Origin of the sequence: Bradyrhizobium arachidis, from assembly GCF_024758505.1 — a bacterium.
Lineage (GTDB): Bacteria > Pseudomonadota > Alphaproteobacteria > Rhizobiales > Xanthobacteraceae > Bradyrhizobium > Bradyrhizobium manausense_C.
In genome coordinates this window covers 1704163-1719932 of sequence record NZ_CP077970.1, presented here as the reverse complement: position 1 = coordinate 1719932, position 15770 = coordinate 1704163, and the positions used below count along the sequence as shown (strand labels likewise).

17 protein-coding genes are annotated in these 15770 nt (G+C 58.7%); 2 read left to right on the top strand and 15 right to left on the bottom strand.

Annotated elements, in window-relative coordinates; genetic code table 11:
- Positions 1-43: 43 nt before the first annotated feature.
- From KUF59_RS07655 to KUF59_RS07630, 6 genes are all read right to left on the bottom strand, one after another.
- On the bottom strand, positions 44-1729 hold the full coding sequence (locus tag KUF59_RS07655) for a hypothetical protein (RefSeq protein WP_258769117.1): 1686 nt from the start codon (positions 1727-1729) through the stop codon (positions 44-46).
- A 586-nt stretch (positions 1730-2315) separates the two neighbouring features.
- Complete coding sequence (locus KUF59_RS07650; RefSeq protein WP_258769116.1) at positions 2316-2621, bottom strand: hypothetical protein; 306 nt, start codon at positions 2619-2621, stop codon at positions 2316-2318.
- Positions 2622-2658: 37 nt separating this feature from the next.
- Positions 2659-4731 (bottom strand): methyl-accepting chemotaxis protein, encoded by a 2073-nt coding sequence (locus KUF59_RS07645; RefSeq protein ID WP_258769115.1) that lies wholly within the window; start codon positions 4729-4731, stop codon positions 2659-2661.
- Between the two features lie 603 nt (positions 4732-5334).
- On the bottom strand, positions 5335-5811 hold the full coding sequence (locus KUF59_RS07640) for a hypothetical protein (protein WP_258769114.1): 477 nt from the start codon (positions 5809-5811) through the stop codon (positions 5335-5337).
- On the bottom strand, positions 5808-6062 hold the full coding sequence (locus KUF59_RS07635) for a hypothetical protein (RefSeq protein WP_258769113.1): 255 nt from the start codon (positions 6060-6062) through the stop codon (positions 5808-5810). Before KUF59_RS07635 ends, KUF59_RS07640 begins: the two co-directional genes overlap by 4 nt.
- A gap of 355 nt (positions 6063-6417) precedes the next feature.
- Positions 6418-6684, bottom strand: coding sequence for a hypothetical protein (locus tag KUF59_RS07630; protein ID WP_258769112.1), 267 nt, complete (start codon positions 6682-6684; stop codon positions 6418-6420).
- A 410-nt stretch (positions 6685-7094) separates the two neighbouring features.
- Here KUF59_RS07630 and KUF59_RS07625 point away from each other — a divergent pair, with 410 nt between their 5' ends.
- Complete coding sequence (locus KUF59_RS07625; protein ID WP_258769111.1) at positions 7095-7631, top strand: hypothetical protein; 537 nt, start codon at positions 7095-7097, stop codon at positions 7629-7631.
- Positions 7632-7976: 345 nt separating this feature from the next.
- Positions 7977-8762 (top strand): hypothetical protein, encoded by a 786-nt coding sequence (locus KUF59_RS07620; protein WP_258769110.1) that lies wholly within the window; start codon positions 7977-7979, stop codon positions 8760-8762.
- Positions 8763-8896: 134 nt separating this feature from the next.
- Here KUF59_RS07620 and KUF59_RS07615 read toward each other — a convergent pair whose 3' ends face one another.
- From KUF59_RS07615 to panD, 9 genes are all read right to left on the bottom strand, one after another.
- Entirely contained in the window at positions 8897-9235 is a 339-nt protein-coding gene (locus tag KUF59_RS07615) for a hypothetical protein (RefSeq protein ID WP_258769108.1), read from the bottom strand.
- Positions 9180-9965 carry a hypothetical protein gene (locus KUF59_RS07610; RefSeq protein ID WP_258769106.1) on the bottom strand — a complete coding sequence of 262 codons (786 nt, stop codon included), beginning with the start codon at positions 9963-9965 and terminating at the stop codon, positions 9180-9182. Before KUF59_RS07610 ends, KUF59_RS07615 begins: the two co-directional genes overlap by 56 nt.
- A gap of 14 nt (positions 9966-9979) precedes the next feature.
- Entirely contained in the window at positions 9980-10324 is a 345-nt protein-coding gene (locus KUF59_RS07605; RefSeq protein WP_258769104.1) for a hypothetical protein, read from the bottom strand.
- A gap of 53 nt (positions 10325-10377) precedes the next feature.
- Entirely contained in the window at positions 10378-10599 is a 222-nt protein-coding gene (locus KUF59_RS07600) for a hypothetical protein (protein ID WP_258769102.1), read from the bottom strand.
- 65 nt (positions 10600-10664) lie between these two features.
- Positions 10665-11381 (bottom strand): hypothetical protein, encoded by a 717-nt coding sequence (locus KUF59_RS07595; RefSeq protein WP_258769101.1) that lies wholly within the window; start codon positions 11379-11381, stop codon positions 10665-10667.
- Between the two features lie 850 nt (positions 11382-12231).
- Complete coding sequence (locus KUF59_RS07590; protein ID WP_258769100.1) at positions 12232-13539, bottom strand: adenosylmethionine--8-amino-7-oxononanoate transaminase; 1308 nt, start codon at positions 13537-13539, stop codon at positions 12232-12234.
- A complete protein-coding gene (gene bioD, locus KUF59_RS07585; RefSeq protein ID WP_258769099.1) occupies positions 13526-14170 on the bottom strand; it encodes a dethiobiotin synthase in 645 nt (214 codons plus the stop codon). The genes KUF59_RS07590 and bioD overlap by 14 nt, the downstream gene beginning before the upstream one ends.
- Positions 14167-15321: an 8-amino-7-oxononanoate synthase gene (locus KUF59_RS07580; RefSeq protein WP_258769098.1), complete on the bottom strand. Its 1155-nt coding sequence runs from the start codon at positions 15319-15321 to the stop codon at positions 14167-14169. The genes bioD and KUF59_RS07580 overlap by 4 nt, the downstream gene beginning before the upstream one ends.
- Positions 15322-15400: 79 nt before the next feature.
- The gene (panD, locus tag KUF59_RS07575) at positions 15401-15754 is read right to left on the bottom strand and encodes an aspartate 1-decarboxylase (RefSeq protein ID WP_258769097.1); all 354 of its coding nucleotides are present in this window, start codon (positions 15752-15754) and stop codon (positions 15401-15403) included.
- Positions 15755-15770 lie beyond the last annotated feature (16 nt).

Here is a 15770-nt window from a genome sequence, read left to right as displayed (position 1 = left end):
CGTGGAAATGGTAGCATGAACGTCAACAATAGCTGCGCTTTATTCAGCTTCGGCGGAGAAAAATCGCGCGCTCCCAGCCTGGGTGCCCGACAGTGGCCGTGTAGTTCACGCCTTGAATGGTGAGATTTGTCTGCGGCTCAGCCACGCTTGGCAGCACGTTATGCAAGCGCATTCCGTGCATGAAGTCTTCTGTCGCCCACTGGTCGCCGTGCTGCCAGTTCTGGGGAAGGTACAAATCTAGATCCGGCACCGCAAGCGGCGCGTGAACCGGGAGACTTGCCGGACCGGAGGTCAATGCCCCGATGTCCCACAGCGGCGAAGGATTTGGCTGATTAACACTGTCCGACGGCGAATGGGTGGGTGAAGCCAATATCTCCAAAAGCTCTGCTGTGTCTAAACTTTCAGTCCGTAGCTGGCCAACTTTATCCGCTCTCCGCCAAGTCTCCTCAGGAGAGACAGCCTGGACTGGCAAGAGTATCGCTGGGCTTGGCTGATCAACGCTGTCCGCCGGCGAATGCGTGGGTGAAGCCAAAATCTCCAAAAGCTCTGCTGTGTCCAAACTTTCGGCTGGCAGCTGGCCAGTTTCCGAGGCATCCCGAAGCTCCGCCGGATCGTAAATCGACCACGAGGGGACGGGTTGATCATCCAGCCGTCGCAGAAGCTCCTCTGAGTTGACACTTGGCACCGGTGACTGCACCGTCAGAGCCTCCGCGTGTCGAGAGCTGCCCGCGGCCGAGCCTTGCGCGTTGCGGTAATCGCGGATGATGTTCAGCCCGGTGATTAGATTCTTGTTGCTTGAGTATAAGCGTTTCGCCCGCCTGATCAGAGACTCGTGATCTAGCTTAGCAATTCCTTGGCCTTCATCTTTGAGCACTCCAGCAAACCTGTAAAGTTTGTCTGTATAGTGTTTGACGGTATGCTCGGGGCGCCCGCTGGCAAGAACCGCACTATCGATGAGATTCTTGTCCTCCCTAGATGGAATATATTCATCCTCTCGGCGAGGGGCACGAGCAGCTAAAATATCGGGCTCACGGTACTCGCGAAGCACCTCCAACACGGAGGGCATTTTCACGTCATCCCCGAAGAACTTCTTAACGTAAGCGACCAGGGAATTGTGATCGAGCGCAGCAATTGTTTGCCCCCGAGACTCGAGACTTTTCGCCAATCTGCGAAGAATCTTTTCATTGTTCTCGGCGGTACTAGGCGTCCATTTTCGACGTCCAGCAGCTGCGCGGATGGCTGCCTCGATCAGGCTCGCATCCTCTACAGAAGGAACGTAGCGTCGGCAGCCATCTGAAGCCCTGGGCTCGCGGTACTTACGAAGCGCATTCAATGCGGTAACCATTGATCCATCGGTGGGAAAGAACGCATTAGCGTGCCAGACTAAAGAATCGTGATCCAGCGCATCAATCGTCTGGCTCCGAGACCCAAGGTGATTTCCCAACACGCGAAGAGCCCAAGTATAAGTGCCGACCGTGTTTGACTGTAAATTCTTCGCAAAATGCTCGGCTGCCGCGTCGATGAGGGTTCGGTCTTTTTCGGTTAGATGAGGATAGCGGGGGTCTGGAGTTGGGCCCGCGGCCGGAGCGGCATTGACCTGGCGCCCCTCGGCCAACCACTGCTCAAAGTCATCTTGCCCGGCCTGTCGCGCCTGCTCTTGCTGCAACATGGCGTGATGCGCGTCCGGCCGGCCTGACACATCGAATGGATCAAAGTTGTTCGCGTCCACGCCAGCCTTACCTTCACAAGGTCGCCGAAAAGGATCACAACTACCAGGGCTAGCTTTCGAGAAGCTGACCGAAATAGACCCCGAGCACGGGACAGGCATGGCCGACAGCGCGATCCCTATAACTCTAACTCAATATTTCTGTCTGTTCTTGCGCGCCTTGATCTCTTCTAAACATCCGCTGGCCATGCAATCGGCTGATCTGACGCGGATTTCCGTCCGCCGCAAGGCGGGTAAGCCCTCGCGCGCGGCGCGAACTAACGGGCGCGGCGCCCGCCTCTCCGCTCGCCGGCACGGACGCTGGACCGTACATAAAGGAGAGACGAGATGAGCAAAGAACGTTTTGACACTCACCGAACGCGTCGCGACAGATTAAAGAGGAGATAAGACGCTTTGTCGTCAAGCCGGAAAGGTGCATCCAGAGCTGGCCGAATTCGGTCGCTACCCTATGCCGCCTTCCCCGCGCTGTCATCGACGCAGGTGGTGGCGAGCTTGCTCGATCCCCCGCGTACCACCGTTCTCGCAGCCGGCCCTGACGCCAGGCCGACGAAGCAAAGACCGAGGATTAGATGCACCAACTCCGGCGGCATTAGGCGCTCTGCCGCTCGTCAGAATTGAACCGAGTGGGTCCGTATTCCGCAACAATCCACTTCCTCGTCGTGACGGTGCCGCCCATTTCGTTCTCTGTTGCCAAGCGGGCCGCTTCGAGCCTGGCCTCGGCAACGGCCAAACTGTCAAATGTGCCGACCAGCGTTGTGTTTGGAAGCCGATACCGCACGTTGTTTGAGCCAAGGATCCACAATTTCCAGCCCTGCGCCGCTGCTTGCTTCAGAAAGGTCGGGTGCGGATCAGGCTTGGTCTCCTTCAAATCATACGACGCAAGATAGGTAGGCATTCTGAGACCCCAATGAGAGCAAATAATCACATCACATCTAGTTCTGCAGGACTTTCAGATGGTCACACCTGACCCCGGCGAGAAAGCCATCGACCTCCAGCTTGAGACGATGGCTGCTTTGGGCCAGCGCATTCGCAGAAGTCAGTACCTGCGAGGATGATGCCCCTGTGCTCGAGGCGCTCCCTGCAACCTGGCGGATGTTACTGGCGACCTGCGTCGACATTTCTGCCGCACGTTGAATATTCTGCGCAATATGTCGAGTTGCTGTACCCTGCTCTTCGATCGCAGCAGCAATCGTCGAAGCGATTTGTGAGATCCTGCCGATGCTGCTGCCGATCTCCGCGATCGCAGTAACTGACTCCTCTGTGGCCGCCTGGATCTCTCCGATTTGTTCTGCAATGTCCGAGGTCGCCTTGGTTGTCTGTGTTGCCAGCGACTTTACCTCGTGCGCCACAACAGCAAAGCCGCTGCCGATCTTGCCCGCACGCGCAGCCTCGATCGTTGCGTTGAGAGACAAAAGGTTTGTTTGCCTGGCGATTGCGGCGATCAGCTCAACCACGCCGCCAACCTTTAGCGCCGCGGCCGCTAGGTGCTTTATCCTTCGGTCGGTTTCTTCGGCCTGACGCACGGCTCCTTTGGCAATTTCTGCAGATTGCTCGACCTGGCGTCCAACCTCCATAGCGGACGCCATCAACTCGGCGGTACGTGCAGCGACAACTTGAACATTGCCTGAGGTCTCCTCCGACGCTAAAGCCACCTTGTCAGAGACTTCCTGTGTATCGTGCGCCGTGTCCGCCAGGCTGCGAGCGGACGCCTCGAGTTCAGTCGAGGCGGATGAGAGTGTGTCGAGGACGCCGCTGACTGCACCTTCGAACGTGCTTGCAAGGTTCTCAAGCTCCGCCTTCCGTCGCATCCCCGCCAAGCGGTCCTGTTCCATATTCGCGACAAGCTCGGCCTGCGCCTTCTCACTCAATTTAAGCTTGAACGATTCCATGGCCTGCGCCATCTCACCGATCTCGTCCGAACGGCCAAGTCCGGGTAGAGTCACCTCGAACTGGCCGGCCGCCAGTTGGCGCATCGCTTTGGTCATGCGTGTGATCAGCCGGGCCATTGTCTGCCCGACAAGGATGGCAACGAAACCGATGACGAGCGTGGCAAGCCCAATTCCCCAGCCGAGCATCTGGCGAAACCGCGACGCGCGCTCTTCCGCAGCGGCAGCGCTGGCCTCAGCTGCCGCGATCGCTTTCAACAGCAGAGGACGATTCCGGCCGTAGATCTGTCCGAGATCTTCAACCTGGTCATCCAATGCTTGTTGCGCAACCAGGAACGCCACGAAGCTCGACCGGTAGGACTCGATAAGCTTCTTCAGTTCCGACTTGGCGGCTGGCGCCAACTCCGAAGCAGCAAGGGCGCTCTCGAACTCGGCGACGCGCTTATCCAGCTCATCGCCGTACTTCTCCTCACGCCGCAGCATGAAATCCTTCTCGTGTCGTCGCATCATCAGCATCAACACAGTTAGCTGCGGCTGATTGATCTGCGTAAGGGAGGATTCGGCCTGATGCACGGCGTTGCGCAGCTTGCCCTGGAGGCCATCATTTTCGGCGAACCCGAGCACGCGCTGCGCTGAAACGATGTTGTTGAAACGTGTTGCATAAAGGCCAATTCCGGCGCGCAGGAACGATACGTCTTTTAGGGGATCGCCCTCCGGCAAGGAGGCAACATACTCCTCGATCTGATCGAGGCCGGCCAGCTCCTTCCTGATGCCTTGGGCGTGGCGCGCGATCAGCGCTTCATCGTGGTTGCGCAAAAACTCCAGTGCAAGCTGCTGCGACTCAAGAAACGCTTCTGAAATCGCCGCCAGGCGAGCACGAAGGTGAATGCTCTGATCTGCCTCCCGCTGAACCTGAGCGACATAATTGAGCCCAAGGACGCAAGTCGCCCCTGTGACGAGCACGCCCCCTATTCCAAGCATGGCAATCTTGGTTCGCAGGCTTGGGCGAAGAAGTGCAATGATTGAAGGGAGCATCCGATTGCCAATCAATCCATCATCATTTCGACCGCGTTTCTGATCAGCATGCTCGAAACGAGGGCTCGGCGAGATGCTGACCATTCGCAGCCTCTAGTTTGGGTTTGTTACACGAAATTGACGGAGAGACCGGGTCGATGGGCATGCCGTGACAAAAGCAGGCAGGCGGTTGTTTTGCGCTCTTTGTCCTTCGGCTTGCTCTGCGCGGTCGACCGGCCTACTGGCCGATCGGTCGACAGTCGAAAGACAGGTTACGATATCGGCATATCACGCCCTCGAGCTGCAGACTCGCGCCGTAGGCGGCAGCTCGCGCATAAATTGCGCGATCTTAGGCGCTATTGCGCAGGATTTATGTCGCCGAGATCGGCAACACTGACCTCGGCGGGCATATCACCAAGAGCTTCGTTTTCCGACGCCTTTTTTGATTTCTTCCTTTTGCCTGTTAGCCAGTGGACACTTTTCGAGAAATTCGGCCAAACGATCGCGGCTCATTCATTCGGCATTGGGACCAGTCGGAGACGTTCGCCAGCCTCAGCGAGGAATCGCGCGAACAATACGCGCGCGAGAGAGCGGCCCGAAAGAAGAAACGATGACAGGGCGCTTTTGCCCAACGACTACGACGACGGCGGTCTGTATCGTCGCCAAAGTTGGCGACGATTGCGGCCGCCCCGGGGGTGCTTTTTGGCTTCACTCGACGTCGTGGTATTCGGCCGGGTCGAAGTTTGAGCCGAACAGCGCTGCTGCGGCATTGTAGAGCGCGACGGTATTGACGCTTGTTTGCATGCCGTACCAGGCGCGCAGCGCCTCGATCGCCGGGGCATGGGGGCGCAAATGTAGCGCCGTGATCCTTATCTGTTCGCCGGATACAGTGACGCCGCTGGCTTCCTGGATAGCCTGGCGCGGATGCTCGCGCGCGGCAAGTGTGCGGCGCCGGGTCATTTGTTTCGTTTTGGCTAGCTCTTCGCCGTTCCAAACGGCCACTGCCTCTTCGATGGTCGCGAAGCTCTTGGTCGAGATCAGCATGCCGTGGCGCGCGCACGCCTCGCAATGAAGGTGCCATCCCGTAACCCCGCGGATCATGACCGGGCGACCGCAGCAAACCTGGCAATCGAGCACCTCCGGGTGGGGCGCCTTGAACTTGGTGAGGCTCGGGCCGACTGTCATTCCTTTGCCTTCCCCGTTGAGGCCGGTCCCTCGCGCTCGCCGCCCGCAACCTGCCAGTCCGCACCGTGGAGGCTGATCATCTCGCGATGGGACCGGTTGATGAAGGCGCGCTCGACGCAAAAGCCGGCAGCGACTGAAGCCGCCAGCGCAAGGCCGCAGGCGATGTAGCCGTTCAGATCCCACAAGATGCTGACGCTGGCGACTGCGATAAAAGCGATAACCATGATCGTGTTGCGACATGCGTAGACCATATTGCTCTCCCAGCCGGTCGGCGAAGTATGGTAACATTGCAACCATGACGATCAGCGGCGTTTGACGGGCCTGATCCGCTGGATTTCTGCTAGACCAGCTTGGGTTTAGGCGCGATGTCGCGCGCCCTGCTAGTCGCATTGCTTCGATGAACGACCCGAAAATCGCTACTCGGAAGGACGAGGCCGCAAGTTTCGCGCGAAATGATCCACCTCTTTGATGAAAATCGGCACGTGGACCGAGGGTTGCGCAAGGCCGAGGTCAGCTTACTAAACCGGCGCTCCCCATCCTGCGACGGTCGGTGAGCGCCGATCGATCCCCTTCGCTTCACCAGACGGTCATGCTGACCCGGTGGGTTCAGCCTGTCACGCGAATGTTGTCGAGCGCGTCCGCCAGCGTGTCCAGGAACACCTTCTGCCAGTTATTTGGAGTGTCGGCGACATCGCCTTCATCGTCGTCGTCCGGCAGCTGCCACGCCCCCAAGCCAGCGACGTAGCGGGTCAGCGCCACAGCTCCCTCCATCGTTGTCGGTTCTGTGCGGAGCAGCGTGTCCGCATATTCCCCAAGGTCTTCGGCTCTCGCGGCGCTGATCGCATCCGCTGCCTCGAATTCGGGGCCGTCCATGAGCTTCGCAGATACGGCCGTCGCGGCGGAAAGGCGATCCGACAGCTGGCGGTGGCGTTCAATCGTGGCAAAGACCGGGTCCAGCTCGATAGCCGCCGCTGCCGTTGCAGTGACCGGCAGAGCGGCAAGACCGCCAACTACGGTTCGACGGGAAATTGCCCGAGGTCTTTGAGGTGCGCGTGCGATCGGCTTTGGTAGGGTTCAGGCTTGAGCCACGGGAGGTAGATGCGGAACAGAGCTTGTGCAAAGGCGGCCGAGGTGGCCAGCGGACAAAATTTCGATGCCATGGCCCTAGGCATTCCGTGCTGGAACGCCTGGACGATCCGCGCTAAGCGTGGGGCGAAGCCGATCTAGGGCGCAGTGTCAGTCCATAGCTTCCTGACAACCGAAGCCAACGCCTAAGCGCGCCAATGCAGAAACCTGACTTCGGAAACGTCCGGCGCATCGAATGGAACGACGACCGGGTCGCATGGGTCCGCCGCCTGGCCGAAGACAAGAGCATGACCGCGCAGGAAATCGCGCTGGACATCGGGCAAGCTGCAAACCAGGCGCCGCGCCTATTCGAACTGTGCAAGCGCCGTGATATTTCCCTGACCGGAACCGGCGGCCGCCCAAGGCGCGGCGAAGTTCGCATCGCGGTCGGCGTTCCAGCGCAGTACGCGGATGTCCTCACAAGCATAGCGCAGCGGCACAGGATGCCAGCGCGCCGCATCGTTGAGCTCCTGCTTAACGCCGTGCTTGAGGCCGGCGAAACATTTTGCACCAACCTGATGGATTTGACGGGGAATGACGCTCGAGCGCCCATGCCGGCTGCCGCGACTGGATCAGCAGGGCAGCGATACGCTTCAGTGACCGCAATCGGCACCGGGTCTATCGCCGACTTGACAGCTCGCCGATCTGTACGGCGATCGACGATGCCATGGCGACCGAGATCGCCAATTGCATGAACCGCGGCAACGAGGCCCCCATCCTGAAGCGGACGCCGCGGCCCGCGCCTGGCGCCATGCCTGGAATGGCAATCTGCCGAAGATGCGCGCGACTGGCCCTTAGCGGCCCCGCCCACGCGCCAGAGGGACCAAAGGCCATGAAAGCCAAGCCCCAGGCCGAAATAACGCACCACGCAGCCCCGCTCGCGATCGAGGCCGTGATCGAAACGACCGCGGCGGGCGCCATCGTCGATGTCTGGACCGGAAGCCGGCTGGACTGGCGCGCACGGCTTCGGGCGGGCCTTGCGGCCTGCGGCAAGCCCCGCTGTAATCGGCGTCGGTGGAGCGTGACCGGGGGCAGCTACAATGTTGGGATGGGGACGATCAAAGAAGCCGGCTCCGCCTTCGGCCGAAGCGGCTCTAGGCAATCTCGAGCCTTTGGCGCTGCTGTCAGCTCTCGACAAGCTGCTTCCATGGTACCTGAAAGAGACGGATGAGGGGCGACTTGTCTATCCGGCATGTAAACGCACCCTGAATGACGCCGATGGAAACGTTCGGGCAATTTGGGAGCATACCCGGCTCGAAGCGTGCCGCTACGTGATGATGGTGCCGAGTCGCGACGTAGAGCTTTTGGTTAGCGCCGTGCGCCAGCCCGAAATGATGGATGCCTTTCTCAGGCAGCCTCCCCACGAAGAAACGGTCGTCGACTTCAAGGGCGTTCCCGTTGTCGATTATCCGACTGCAATCACAGCGGGCCTGAATTGGCTCGATCATTGCGCCTTCCTCGGCGGCGTCGACCCTCACAAGTTCAGCGGAACGAGACGAGTCTTCCGGCGTCTCGTAGTGCTCGCGCAGCAATGGTGGGCGATCGAAAATGCGGGACCGCGCTGCTATGAGATGCTTGCGAACCGTGAGGTCCCGCCGTTGATGTTCTATCTCATGTGGCAGAGCTATACGCGCTTGGCCAAGGAGATTGCGATTGCGGCGATCTACGGATCGTCGCTCGATCGCGCCATGGAGCAGCAGCGACAACACTTTCAGACGACGCTCAGTTCGCAGCCTGATCAAATGCAAGCTGCGCTCTCCGCTCTGACCGAAACCACAGCCAGATTGAAAAGCGCTTCCGATCCAAGCGATTTGGTCCGATCATAGCGCGCGCTGCGGCTCGCGCGCTCAGATTAGCCGGGCTCTTTCGACTGAGCGGCTGCCGAAGTGTTCGGAGCTCTCGTCCAGCGACGTTCCGACGATGCGATCCAGATCGAGGCAGCGCTTTGGCGCGGGTCGCTTTACGCTTTTGGAAGTTGAACCCCCACGCGCGCTATGCTTTCAGCGGATCGAAGCGAGGAACGAAGTTCGCTGCTGGTCTGCTTTTGAAGAACGAAATAGTGAGCAAGGCCGGTCCGATCGATCAGTCCGAGGGCGATCTCCTCAGGTTGATCGGTCGGGTGCGCCTGCACCCGAGTGACCGGCGTCATTCTTGTGAAGCCGAGCCCTCCAGGGGCTGCGCTTTTAACGCTTGCTGAAAGGGCGGTTGCCATGTCGTGCGCAAGCCGCGCGCCGGCATCAACATCAAGTCCGATATTGACAATCTTGCCGTTCCCCAGCGTGAATTGAAGCGCGATCATCTTTCCGTCTGCGCCGACCAGTGGAACAGCATTCGAAGCTGTCAGATAAGCCAGACTTTCTGGTGTGGGCATGTGTTGCACTTCCTCTGTTAGGCCGGGAGATCCTTCTCGCGGGCAGAAAGCTCGCTGAGGAAGGACCATTGGCTTTCCTCTCGTTTTTGCGCTCTTCCCGTGACTGTTTCAGAACCTTTTGGAGGACGCTGTAGTAGTCGAAGACGATCTCTGCTCGATCGAGCCTATATGCTTCGCGGAGCGCGGACGCGATCTCCCAAGCCTCGGCGCCGCGCGCGGATGCTTGTTCGTCCAACGTTACGTCGAGATCGTCCATCGTGTGTTCGCCGCATGCGGCGATAGCGTTCTGACTGGCATGAACTCGATTCGGAAAATTCAAGCATTTCGCTAGAAGCTTTTTGTCCAGCGTCCGCCAGGCCTCAGTGTCGTCAGGATATTCGGGCAGGTCCGGCAGCTTCGTGTTCCAAGAGGGATAGGGTTCATTAGGCAGCTGCTCGGCATTGGCATTGTCGGAATAGAAATCGCAGCACTCGGAAGCGTATGCCTCCAAGAGCACCGCCAGCCGCAAAGCGAGGTAGGCGGCATGCTCGTTCTTCAGCGTGCGTTCTCGGTAAAGGGCGATGCCGCCCTGCACGGCGGCCGTTCCTATCCCAGTTCCGACCGCCGTCTTCAGCAAGGACAGCAAGTCCCAATTGGTGGGGTCGAAAATCTGGTTCATTTTGCACGTGAGCGTTATTTGTGGAAGATCGTCCACGCACAGACGATTACCGCGGAGGCCGCGGCGACAGTCGCGGCCCAAGCCGCAAAACGTGTCCAGAACACATGCTGACTGTGCCTCTCGGCTTCCAGGGCGTCGCGCTTCTGGTCATGCCACGCCAACCATTCCTGCGCGAAGCCGATCGTCAAAACCTGCATTTCGCCGATCGCAATGGTACCGGCAGAACCGGCGTCGGTTTGTGCCAATCTGGCCCGGACGTTCTGCGGGCCCAGTGTTTCAAGTTCTTCGAACCATCGTTTGGCTTGTTCCGGTAGGTTGCTCCACCGGGACGTCTCATAGGGAAAGCGGTCAGTCTTCATCCAATTCTACCCGGCTGGAAATGCTTCTTGCGATATGGTCGCGCGCGACGGCGCTAGCGCGCCACCACTGCGCAGCCATGTTTCAGTGCGACCTCGAATACTTGTTTCAGCCCGGGGTCCGCGAGGATGGCATCGCCAGGCATGAAGTCGCCCACGACCTGCCACTTGAAGCCGCTGCTCGGTTCAGGGAGCTTCGTCGGTTCGAACACGTACGCGGCGCGACCGGGACCTTCTCCGAAGGCGCCTCGTTCGACGAATTTCTGAAGCCGGATCATCGCGTTCCTCTGAATGCATCGTTCAGTTGGGGACCAAGCGCGCCGATTAAATGCGTGTTGTCGGCTCAAGTGGCAAAGCGTTTCAGCGGCCCTTCGATAAATTGGCTGGGTCGCCAGCCTCTCAACAGCTTATCGACCAGCAAGCTATCTGCCGCACCCAAGGTAAGCCCTGCAGCTGTGCCCAATCCCGTTGGAGCAAGCATATCGGCGAGCATTCCCGCCCCAGTGAAGAATACGAACCGAAGGGATTTCCCGGGCAGCCTTCCGATCCAAGTCTTTTTGTTCACCTGATCGTAATATTCGCGGACGAGCTGGGCATCTGGATGTTGCGCATGCATCCATTCTCGGAACTTTGCTCCATCATCTAACAAGCGGAAAAACTCCGTAATTGAGCGCTCTTTTGAATTGAGAACTTCACGCACCGTGCGTGCATCGTTGAGCACGACGTTCTCAAACATGTCGTGCTGATCTTCGCTTTTGATCCGACGCCGCACGAAATCGAAATGCTTAAGCCGGATCAGCGCGGAGTTAGCCGGGCTGGTCACCAGTTCGCTCATATAGTCCGCCGCGAAGTACGTATCGGCGCGGGCGCTCACGATATGGGCCAGAATATAAGCTCCCGATATCGCGTTGCCGTTGGATGATCGATTTATCGCGTCAAAATCCAAATTTGTGTCGATCGCAAACTCGCCGCCAAGATTTATGACGCTAAACTGCATGTTCTTGGGTATGGCGAAAGACGGGCGCACCGTTTCGAGAACTGTGCGAGCTGCCATGCTCACGAAGTGAGGGTCATCGCAATCGGCCCTCGCCGAATTTGCAATCGTTCCGATATCTTGAGGCAGGCGATGAATTTTGAGGAGATCGACGATCTGATCTACGGTTTTGACGGGAACGTTTAATTCGCCGGACCGAGTGATGATTAAGGCGATTTGATCGTGAGCATCGTTTTTTTGCGCTTTCTCCGTGCAAAAACAATTGGCCGAAGTCGTGCTGCGATAGTCCTCGTTGCGTATTCGTTAGGACCGTCGGAGTGTCCGGGCAATACGAAGCGGTGACTTCCGGCCATCGCAATAGCGACAACAGTCCGTCCGGCCCCAATTGAACGCAAAGAGCCGGGAGGGAGGCCATGTCGACAAGCAAATGGGTCGACCGATAGAACAGCAGCGTCTCAGCGACGAGCCCGATATCGACGGCCCCGTCGACACCAGCGCCCCGGATTAATGCATTTTCGAGCACGCAGCGGTTCCAGCGATTAGCGGCCTAGGTCGATGCGCAAGCCTTCTCCAGCCCCGTTCGGGCCTTCGCGCCACGACCTCTCAGTTGTGCCGCTCGACTATACCCGCAAGGTTGGCTCCGGGCATGCTCCCGTTGCCGTTTTCCAGTCAAACTCTCAAAGTGTTCGCGGGACGTTGGTCACAGTGCTGGCAGAAGGTCAGATCATCAAAAACGCGCCGGTGGTGACACCGTGCTTACACAACGTCGACAGCAAAACGGGCCCCGAAAGGCCCGCTAGGCAATGCATTGATTTTTCTTCTTAATTTGGTCGGAGCGAGAGGATTTGAACCTCCGACCCCTAGCCCCCAGGCTAGGGTTCAGGGGATTGCGATCATCGCAACACCGCCGAAAAAGCTAACAGACGCTCGCTTCCGGCTTCTCAGCCCGCAGAGCGTTTCTTCCAGCCAGCGCATCGGCTGCATCCCAGATGCCAGCATAGATTTCATCAAAGTCTGCCGCTGTCGCACAGTACGGTGGCAGCACGTAGATCGTATTGCCAAGTGGCCGAAGCAGCAGATTTCGATTGTTAAAGAAGGCCTGGAGCTTCGGACCGATATCCGCCAGATAGCCCGAATCGCTCGTCTTCAGATCGAGTGCTGTAATCGTGCCGGTTCGACGAACGTTTCCGAAGCGTGCATCGGCCCGGAACGGCTCGATCGCCTTTTCTTGCATCACGGCGATCTCTGCCACGCGCTGGCGAGTATTGGGATCTTGCCAGAGATCCAGATTGGCTTTTGCGGCGGCGCAGGCCACGGGATTTGCAGTATATGAGCTCGAATGAAAGAACGTGCGCGTCCGATCTATCGAATAGTGGGCATCGAAAATATCCGCGCGACAGAGTGTTACGGCGAGGGGAAGCGTTCCTCCCGTAATGCCCTTGGAATAACAGACGATATCTGGTGTGATATTGGCCTGCTCGCATGCGAAGAGTGTTCCCGTCCGACCCCAGCCGGTCATGACCTCATCGGCAATGAACAGGACGTCAGACGCCTCGCAGATCCGCTTCATCTCCCTGAGCACCCAGGCTGGATACATCAGCATTCCGCCTGCCCCTAATATCAGAGGCTCCGCAATAAAGGCCGCTGGTATTTCGTTTCGGCATGCCAACTCAAGGGCGTCCAGCGTGTCCTGCTCACGACCTGTTGCGGGAAACGGGACTGAGATGACGTCGAACAGCAAGGGTCCGTACGCCTCGTTGAAGACGCCGCGCGCCCCCACCGACATCCCACCTATCGTGTCGCCATGATAGGAATGTTGCATCACGACAATGCGTATTCGCTGCTTGCCGACATTGTGCCAATAGCCGAGTGCCATTTTTAACGCGACTTCGACGCTTGCTGAGCCGCTGTCGGAGAAGAAGACATGCTCGAGCCCTGGGGGCGCGAACTTCAGGAGCTGCGCGGCAACTTCCTCCGCAGGATCGTGGGTATGCCCGGCAAAGATGATCTGATTGAGCTTACCTGCCTGTTCCTGAATCGCGCGCACGATATGTGGATGGCAGTGACCATGCGTCACCACCCACCAGGATGAGATTGCATCGATGATACGGCGACCATCCGCGGTGTGGAGATAGGCACCATTTCCCCGAACAACCCGCGTCATCTCATCTTGAAGAGCGTGTTGCGTGAACGGATGCCAGATCGGAGACTTATTCTTTGGCATACAACTTGAAACTATCTGCACGGAATGAGGCTTTGAACGCTGCCTGCAGCGTGTCCGCGGTGAGGTCAGAGAGCCATGGCAATCGTCCCAGCCAACGCACCCGCCCCATCTCGCGGATGACTGTCTGAGTCTCGGCATTTCTTTCGCCAATGAAGGCCATCCCGAGTATTGGGATCTCACGCTTTCGGAGAGCCTCTATCGACAGCAGTGAGTGATTGATGGTGCCAAGGACTGTGCTCGCGCAAAGCACCACTGGAAGCCGCCAGCGCTCGAACACATCAATGTAAAGTGTGTCGCCACTCAGCGGCACCATCAGCCCGCCCGCGCCCTCTATAACCAATGGCCGTCCCCCGGCATCTGGCACATCGAGCGAATCTGCATCGACGCGAACTCCGTCAAGCTCTGCGGAATAATGAGGTGAGGCGGGCGTTCGAAGACGGTAGCGCTCTTGCAAGATGCGGTCGGCTGAGAGGCCGCCCAGCCGCGCGACGGTCTCGCTATCGGTCTCTCCACCGAGGCCGGCCTGAACTGGCTTCCAATAATTCGCACCAAGGAGGTTCGCGAGCCCCGACGAAAACACGGTCTTACCGATTCCGGTATCCGTGCCCGTTACCACTATCCTTGGACTCATCGAAGTATACTTTCCGTCTCCTCGACGAGGGCATCGAGCATTGCGCGGACGTCAGCTTCGCCGACGTTAAGTGTCAGCGAGATTCGCAAACGAGCCGTGCCCGCAGGTACGGTTGGGGGGCGGATTCCGCGGATGTCGAAGCCGCGCGCCTGCAGCGCGGAAGCGAGCCGCATCGCACGCGCATTGTCGCCTACAATGTAGGGTACGATCTGCGAGTTCGAAGGACCTTTCCAACCGCGCTGTTTCATCTGCCGATGCGTGAACGCGACCAGGTCAATGAGGCGCTGCTGACGCTCGGGTTCCTGCTGCAGGATCAGAATCGCCTCTCGCACGGCAACGGCGATCAACGGCGAGGGCGCGGTGGCGAAGATAAAGGGACGGCACCGATTGACCATGAAGTCTCGCAGGACGCCGGACGCGGTGACGAGCGCACCCGCAGCGCCCAGCGCCTTGCCGCAAGTATGAACGACCAGTAGATTTTCTCGCCCCTCGTAAGGTGTGGTGAGCCCCCGTCCCTTTTCACCGTAAACGCCTGTGGCATGGGCCTCATCCACCATCAGGAACGCATCATGGCGGTCGGCGAGCGCAACCAGCTCCTTAAGCGGTGCAAAATCGCCGTCCATGCTATAGAGGCTTTCGGCCACGATCCAGACACGGCCAACTCCGCCATTGGCCCGCCAGTCACGAATCGCGCTTGCAACCGCCTCTGGATCGTTATGCGCGCTGATCCGAAAGTCAGCGCGGGCGGCTCGCGCGCCTTCATGAATGCTCGCGTGCACCAGAGAATCGAGAACGAGCAGATCGCCTTTCTGCGGCACCGTCGTCAGGACCGCAAAATTTGCGACATAACCGCTACAGAAGAAAAGCGCTGTCTCGGCGCCAAAGAACCTGGCTGCTTCAGCTTCCAGACGTTCGTGCTCTTCGCAATTGCCGCGCAGGAGCCGCGACCCGCCGGCCCCGATCGGTGTGCCGGCCTCAATCGCTGCCAAGACAGCCTTCTTCATGCGCGGCGCGCTCGCGAGCGCGAGATAGTCGTTCGACGTGAAATCGATCCCTGCACGCGGATTGAGGCTGCGCAACCGGTGGTTCTCTTTCAGGACGTTCAACGCCGAGCTATATGGGGCAGCTTTTCCCGCGTGGATTGAGTTCATTGTGCACTCTGAGGGCATTGAAATTGCGCAAAATTCTGAGGAGCGCGCAGAAAAACGGCTCCGGTTGGCCGCTTCGCGATCAAACCGGCAATATTCGATTTTCTCGATCGACGAGCACAATACGTGGTCTGAACGTCTTGGCTTCCGCCTCATCAAGTAAGGCGTATGCAAGGATGCTGATTTTGTCGCCAGGTAACGCCAGTCGCGCAGCCGCACCGTTCAAGTCTATAGTACCCGAGCCGCGCGGCGCCTCAGTGACAAAAGTGGCAAATCGCGCGCCGGTTTCTACGTTGTGAATTTCGACCCGTTCGTTCAGCAGGAATCCCGCCGCGTCCAGTAGCGCACGATCAATTGAAATTGAGCCTTCATAGTGCAGATCGGCTTCGGTCACCGATGCGCAGTGGATTTTGCCTTTCAACAAGGTTATCTGCATGTCTCACCGAATCTTG

Bases quoted from the DNA above. Each gene is read 5' to 3' on its own strand.
- KUF59_RS07625 (WP_258769111.1), top strand. From the start codon at position 7,095: ATGCAGAAACCTGACTTCGGAAACGTCCGGCGCATCGAATGGAACGAC.
- KUF59_RS07640 (WP_258769114.1), bottom strand. From the start codon at position 5,811: ATGACAGTCGGCCCGAGCCTCACCAAGTTCAAGGCGCCCCACCCGGAG.
- KUF59_RS07580 (WP_258769098.1), bottom strand. From the start codon at position 15,321: ATGAACTCAATCCACGCGGGAAAAGCTGCCCCATATAGCTCGGCGTTG.
- KUF59_RS07650 (WP_258769116.1), bottom strand. From the start codon at position 2,621: ATGCCTACCTATCTTGCGTCGTATGATTTGAAGGAGACCAAGCCTGAT.
- KUF59_RS07600 (WP_258769102.1), bottom strand. From the start codon at position 10,599: ATGATCCGGCTTCAGAAATTCGTCGAACGAGGCGCCTTCGGAGAAGGT.
- bioD (WP_258769099.1), bottom strand. From the start codon at position 14,170: ATGAGTCCAAGGATAGTGGTAACGGGCACGGATACCGGAATCGGTAAG.
- KUF59_RS07615 (WP_258769108.1), bottom strand. From the start codon at position 9,235: ATGATCGCGCTTCAATTCACGCTGGGGAACGGCAAGATTGTCAATATC.
- KUF59_RS07635 (WP_258769113.1), bottom strand. From the start codon at position 6,062: ATGGTCTACGCATGTCGCAACACGATCATGGTTATCGCTTTTATCGCA.
- KUF59_RS07610 (WP_258769106.1), bottom strand. From the start codon at position 9,965: ATGAACCAGATTTTCGACCCCACCAATTGGGACTTGCTGTCCTTGCTG.
- KUF59_RS07620 (WP_258769110.1), top strand. From the start codon at position 7,977: ATGTTGGGATGGGGACGATCAAAGAAGCCGGCTCCGCCTTCGGCCGAA.
- KUF59_RS07605 (WP_258769104.1), bottom strand. From the start codon at position 10,324: ATGAAGACTGACCGCTTTCCCTATGAGACGTCCCGGTGGAGCAACCTA.
- KUF59_RS07645 (WP_258769115.1), bottom strand. From the start codon at position 4,731: ATGGTCAGCATCTCGCCGAGCCCTCGTTTCGAGCATGCTGATCAGAAA.
- panD (WP_258769097.1), bottom strand. From the start codon at position 15,754: ATGCAGATAACCTTGTTGAAAGGCAAAATCCACTGCGCATCGGTGACC.
- KUF59_RS07630 (WP_258769112.1), bottom strand. From the start codon at position 6,684: ATGGACGGCCCCGAATTCGAGGCAGCGGATGCGATCAGCGCCGCGAGA.
- KUF59_RS07590 (WP_258769100.1), bottom strand. From the start codon at position 13,539: ATGCCAAAGAATAAGTCTCCGATCTGGCATCCGTTCACGCAACACGCT.